Below are 4,895 nucleotides of genomic sequence, written 5' to 3'. Positions count from 1 at the left end.
CCTTTTTCAACATCACGAGGTTGCCGCAAGAGCGTGACAAACGAATCCCGTGGAGATCACTAGATCTTGGCGTATAGGAGGGTTGGGATGGCTTGGCAAGCGCTGTGACAAAGCTTTGTCAAAGGGGATCAGATATCCACACAACACGCCGTCCAGATCAAGTGAGGCAGCCCACTAAATATGAGAATTTGGCAAAAGCGGCACCCCTACTCGCTCTGCCATCGCATTTAGAAGAATATGGGTGCCCATAAGAATAACATATGTATCTGGTAACACGTGGTGACCAGGTTTCATGTATCTTGCCGTGAACGGCCGATCATAGACACCATCTAAATTACAAAGCTGACCAAGTTAGCACTTGAAGTACATTTCAAGGTTCTCAAAATCTTCATGAGTATCTTTGCACTGTTCCACAATTTCTTCTGGAACATCGTAATGTTCTAAATTGAGATAGACTTGATTTAGAAACCTCGCCTCATCGAAATTTGCTGACGCCTCTTTGTATAACTCATAGGTGCAATGGCCAAACCGACGAATTTTCTTGTCGCTATATCCTTGGCTACGCAACATCGCTTTTAGTGTGAGCTCAACGGCTATCCCTAAGGTGTTCATGAGTGGACCAGCGTGATAATAGAACGGATGCTGATCATAGTTGATGGAACACAAAATATTTGCGGCGATGACGTAGCTTGCGGCCCATTCAACATAACCCTTAGCGGATAACTCGCCTTCGATCTCATTTGAAGCGGGCCAACTGCCTTCCAATCCGATTAGGCTGGAAAAGCTATCCCCAAGCATAATTAAAACTCACCGAGACACGCTCTTCCTCAGCCATGTTCATCGGCACCTCGTGACGCAACCAGCTTTCCCAAAGCAACACATCGCCCACTTCGGGTTCAACATAAACAAAGGTCTTCAATTCGCGTCGCGCCGTTTTCAAACGCGTTGGCGAGGCCATAAGCATTTGACTGCGCGGGTCTTCAAACTTGATCGCGCTCGCGTCCTTAGGCATGGACACATAGGTCGTGCCGCTGATCACAGAATGGGGATGAATGTGGGACGTGTGAATGCCGCCTTCGGGTAAGATGTTTATCCAGATGTCTTCAAGTTTGAGCTTGCGCCCATCCAGATCAAACTGCGCATCCTCAACGAAAGCTGCGACATGGACGTCCAGTGCTTTGATCACATCCGCGAAAATCGGAAAACGCCACGCGAGGTCCGTCAGAGACGCATAGGATGTGTAGCCCGGGAAATCATTGTCCTCGCACCATTGCTGGCCCGCTTCATCATCGCTTGCGATTGCGAAACAGGACGCTTCCAGTTCATCAGCGGATACGGTGCCGTGATCAGACAAGGCAGCGCGGTACAGTCGGGTCACGAAGAGAGATTCTATATGGGTCATAGATCTCATTTAGAGGCTCTCGCGATGAATGACGAGTGAGGTATCGTGTCCAACTGAAAGGTTTTGTATAGGCTGACACCCCGTCGCACGTCTTGGCATGCAACGACACCACCAAGTGCAACTCCGCATAAATCACCGATTTAACTGGTTTCCCCACGCGAATCCTATCATCTTAGGGAAAGTCAACTTGGGGACGGTTACATGAAAAAAATGATCTTTGTTTTGGGCGCAGCCTCACTACTTGCGGCGTGCCAAGACGTCACGGCGACAAGCACCAGCAAAGCAATCCCGTTCATCGCTGAAGTCCCCGAAGGCGTCACGTCTATTGCGGCTCCTGGCCAGAACCTGACTGCGTTGAGGATTGATCCAGTAGATGGCTGCTACACATTCCAACACGTTGGCCCTGTTGAAACCACGTTCTTGCCCTTGCGCGCAAACAATGGCCGCCCGATCTGCACGCGCGCGTCCTAAGTCGGAGCAAACCAAACGCGAAACGCCCGAGACTGAAGTAAAACAGTCTCGGGCGTTTTCTTTTCTAGTAGCACGTTTTAACTATTCGCGGACAAATGCTCTTCTGCAGAATGCAAATGCGCGGAAACGTTCGTTGAGACGTTGTCATACAGTCCATTGATGTGCGCCATCACCATGCGAACACAGCCAGAACTTGCGCGCCCACCGATTGAACCCGGATTGGGTGATCCATGGATACGTAAATACGTGTCGCGGTTGCCCGAAAAAAGGTAAAACGCGCGTGATCCGAGCGGGTTAGACGGACCAGCATTCATCCCTTCCTCGTGCTGCTTATACTGGTCAGGTTCGCGTTCGATCATCGCCGGTGTCGGTGTCCAAGTTGGCCATTTTGTTTTGCGACGGATTGTATAAACGCCCGGCTCGTACAGATTGCCCTTGGCGATCGCAACACCGTACCGCATTGCTGTGCCCTCGGCGTCGATATGATAAAGGTAACGCGCAACCGCATCCACGTGGATATCGCCGACTTTCAGTCCTGCGTTCGCCTCTACGCGTTGTGGCAAGAAACGACGATGAAGACCCCAAGGGTTAGACCTTGCAGGGTCGTAGGCCGCTGGCGTGATTTGGGCATCCCACACATCCCATTTTGATTTTGGTGACGTTGGTGCCGCGGATGCAATGTGAGCAATCGGTGCTGAAAACAACGCGGCCGCAGAAATCGTGAAATGGCGTCTGGTGAGCATGGCAGTGCAATCCTTTTAGGCAGTCGTTCGAGTAGGTTAGGGTAAAGGTATACCGCTTAGGATCAAAGCGCGAGTCACATGGGTGTGTATGGCGCGCTCAGGCTAGGTCATCGCTCAAACCCGATGCTCTAATTTTTCAGAGCTTTTTGCAGCTTCAATTGAAGAACAACAGAATGATCATCTTCCGAGAGTTTCATAAGTCTAAGCACATCATTTACGTCCATCTCCACGCATCCTCTAGGTGTCGATGCGTATCTGGATCGTCCCTCGTTGGCGTCAACGATTTCCCTACGAAATAAAATACTTTCCGATGAACTATCAGACATGATGTCAATCAAGAACTGGCCCTCGCCTATCTCAGTACACCGGTCGATTTGACACTCGGCATAAGGCCCACGCAGACACGCGAGTAATGGAGAACTGAAAGAAAAACTGTTTTCGCTTTTAACACTCGATTCCACAAAAACGAGAGCGTGATCGTTTCTGTTAGAAAAATAGGAAGCGCTGATCAGCCATCCAAAGACGGCCCCAATCAGAAGAACTAGAAATATCAGAGCGATTTTTATGAAGCGGATCATATTGAATCTTCTACCCTGCAATGAGCCCCGATTTCCCGAACGTGATGACAAGACATGGCCTACTTAGGGCCCCTTTCCTTCTAAAGGCAGGTATTCCCCAAAAGAAAGGCCCCCACGGATTTCTCCGCGAAGGCCTCTGTTTCTCTATTGTGCGGTGGGAAACGAATTTTCTAGAAAATTCGCACCCCCGAAACCGCTAAGACTTACCAGTCTTCGCGAACCACAACACGTGTCTTCACAGGAAGCTTCATCGCTGCAAGGCGAAGCGCCTCACGTGCGATCACTTCGTCAACACCATCGATCTCGAACATTACGCGGCCAGGTTTAACCTTGGCTGCCCAATAATCCACAGAACCTTTACCTTTACCCATACGAACTTCTGTAGGCTTAGAAGTAACAGGTGTGTCTGGGAAAATACGGATCCAGACACGGCCTTGGCGTTTCATGTGACGCGTCATAGCACGACGGGCCGCTTCGATCTGACGTGCAGTCACACGCTCGGGCTGTGTGGACTTGAGGCCATACGTTCCGAAGTTCAGATCAGATCCGCCTTTTGCCAGACCGTTGATACGGCCTTTGTGCATTTTGCGGAATTTGGTACGTTTTGGTTGAAGCATTTAATCTCTCCCTTAGCGACGACCGCCAGCACCACGAGGTGCAGGGCCATCTTGGAGTTCTTGTGCTTTACGGTCACGTGCCTGAGGATCGTGTTCCATGATCTCGCCTTTGAAGATCCAGGTTTTGATCCCGATGATGCCATAAGCAGTCATCGCTTCAACGTGTGCGTAATCGATGTCGGCACGCAAGGTGTGCAACGGAACGCGACCTTCACGGTACCATTCAGTACGCGCGATTTCTGCGCCGCCCAAACGACCAGCAAGGTTAATACGGATACCAAGGGCACCCATACGCATTGCATTCTGAACCGAACGCTTCATAGCGCGACGGAAAGAAACACGGCGTTCCAATTGCTGTGCGATGGATTCACCAACAAGAGCTGCATCCATTTCTGGCTTGCGGACTTCAACGATGTTGAGGTGCAATTCAGAGTCAGTGAAATTCGCCAGTTTCTTGCGCAGACCTTCGATGTCTGCACCTTTCTTACCGATGATTACACCTGGACGTGCAGTGTGGATCGTAACGCGGCACTTCTTGTGTGGGCGTTCGATGATCACACGGGCAATACCCGCTTGTTTGCACTCAACTTTGATGAATTCGCGCATTTTAAGGTCTTCAAGAAGCAAGTTCCCGAAATCCTTAGTGTCTGCATACCAGCGGCTATCCCAAGTACGGTTAACCTGAAGGCGCATGCCGATTGGATTGGTTTTATTACCCATTAGCTTTGCTCCTCGATCTGGCGGACCAGAATGGTGATTTCGCTGAACGGCTTGATGATCTTGCCGAAACGACCACGGGCACGTGGACGTCCACGCTTCATGGTGAGGTTCTTACCGACATAGGCTTCTGCCACGATCAGTTCGTCCACATCCAAGTTGTGGTTGTTTTCTGCGTTCGCAATTGCGGACTGAAGGCACTTGCGTACATCAGCAGCAATACGCTTCTTAGAGAACGCAAGATCGGTCATCGCACGATCTACCTTTTTGCCACGGATAAGACCGGCAACAAGGTTCAGCTTTTGCGGGGAGGTACGGAGCATGCGCAGTTTTGCCATTGCTTCGTTGTCTGCCACGCGGCGGGGAT

The 4,895-nt window shown here is 50.5% G+C and carries 7 protein-coding genes; 1 reads left to right on the top strand and 6 read right to left on the bottom strand.

Going from position 1 to position 4,895, the window contains the following annotated elements; translation table 11 throughout:
- Window positions 1–351: 351 nt before the first annotated feature.
- Both QZ279_RS00035 and QZ279_RS00030 read right to left on the bottom strand, forming a co-directional pair.
- The gene (locus tag QZ279_RS00035) at window positions 352–798 is read right to left on the bottom strand and encodes a hypothetical protein (RefSeq protein ID WP_293446729.1); all 447 of its coding nucleotides are present in this window, start codon (window positions 796–798) and stop codon (window positions 352–354) included.
- A complete protein-coding gene (locus QZ279_RS00030) occupies window positions 785–1,402 on the bottom strand; it encodes a TIGR02466 family protein (RefSeq protein ID WP_293446728.1) in 618 nt (205 codons plus the stop codon). The genes QZ279_RS00035 and QZ279_RS00030 overlap by 14 nt, the downstream gene beginning before the upstream one ends.
- Window positions 1,403–1,603: 201 nt before the next feature.
- On the opposite strand from QZ279_RS00030, the gene QZ279_RS00025 reads away from it, so the two are divergent.
- Window positions 1,604–1,873: a lipoprotein gene (locus QZ279_RS00025; protein ID WP_293446727.1), complete on the top strand. Its 270-nt coding sequence runs from the start codon at window positions 1,604–1,606 to the stop codon at window positions 1,871–1,873.
- A gap of 77 nt (window positions 1,874–1,950) precedes the next feature.
- Here QZ279_RS00025 and QZ279_RS00020 read toward each other — a convergent pair whose 3' ends face one another.
- From QZ279_RS00020 to rplV, 4 genes are all read right to left on the bottom strand, one after another.
- Window positions 1,951–2,616 carry a L,D-transpeptidase gene (locus QZ279_RS00020; RefSeq protein ID WP_293446726.1) on the bottom strand — a complete coding sequence of 222 codons (666 nt, stop codon included), beginning with the start codon at window positions 2,614–2,616 and terminating at the stop codon, window positions 1,951–1,953.
- A gap of 781 nt (window positions 2,617–3,397) precedes the next feature.
- Window positions 3,398–3,811 (bottom strand): 50S ribosomal protein L16, encoded by a 414-nt coding sequence (rplP, locus tag QZ279_RS00015; RefSeq protein WP_293446725.1) that lies wholly within the window; start codon window positions 3,809–3,811, stop codon window positions 3,398–3,400.
- Window positions 3,812–3,823: 12 nt separating this feature from the next.
- A complete protein-coding gene (gene rpsC / locus QZ279_RS00010) occupies window positions 3,824–4,531 on the bottom strand; it encodes a 30S ribosomal protein S3 (protein ID WP_293446724.1) in 708 nt (235 codons plus the stop codon).
- Window positions 4,531–4,895: 50S ribosomal protein L22 (rplV, locus tag QZ279_RS00005; protein WP_293446723.1), on the bottom strand; the 365-nt coding region annotated here is incomplete at its 5' end. The genes rpsC and rplV, both read right to left, overlap by 1 nt.

It is taken from the genome of Planktotalea sp., assembly GCF_018607965.1.
Classification (GTDB): Bacteria; Pseudomonadota; Alphaproteobacteria; order Rhodobacterales; family Rhodobacteraceae; genus Planktotalea.
This window is presented reverse-complemented; position numbering and strand designations above follow the sequence as displayed.

Bases quoted from the DNA above. Each gene is read 5' to 3' on its own strand.
- QZ279_RS00035 (WP_293446729.1), bottom strand. From the start codon at position 798: ATGCTTGGGGATAGCTTTTCCAGCCTAATCGGATTGGAAGGCAGTTGG.
- QZ279_RS00030 (WP_293446728.1), bottom strand. From the start codon at position 1,402: ATGACCCATATAGAATCTCTCTTCGTGACCCGACTGTACCGCGCTGCC.
- QZ279_RS00025 (WP_293446727.1), top strand. From the start codon at position 1,604: ATGAAAAAAATGATCTTTGTTTTGGGCGCAGCCTCACTACTTGCGGCG.
- QZ279_RS00020 (WP_293446726.1), bottom strand. From the start codon at position 2,616: ATGCTCACCAGACGCCATTTCACGATTTCTGCGGCCGCGTTGTTTTCA.
- rplP (WP_293446725.1), bottom strand. From the start codon at position 3,811: ATGCTTCAACCAAAACGTACCAAATTCCGCAAAATGCACAAAGGCCGT.
- rpsC (WP_293446724.1), bottom strand. From the start codon at position 4,531: ATGGGTAATAAAACCAATCCAATCGGCATGCGCCTTCAGGTTAACCGT.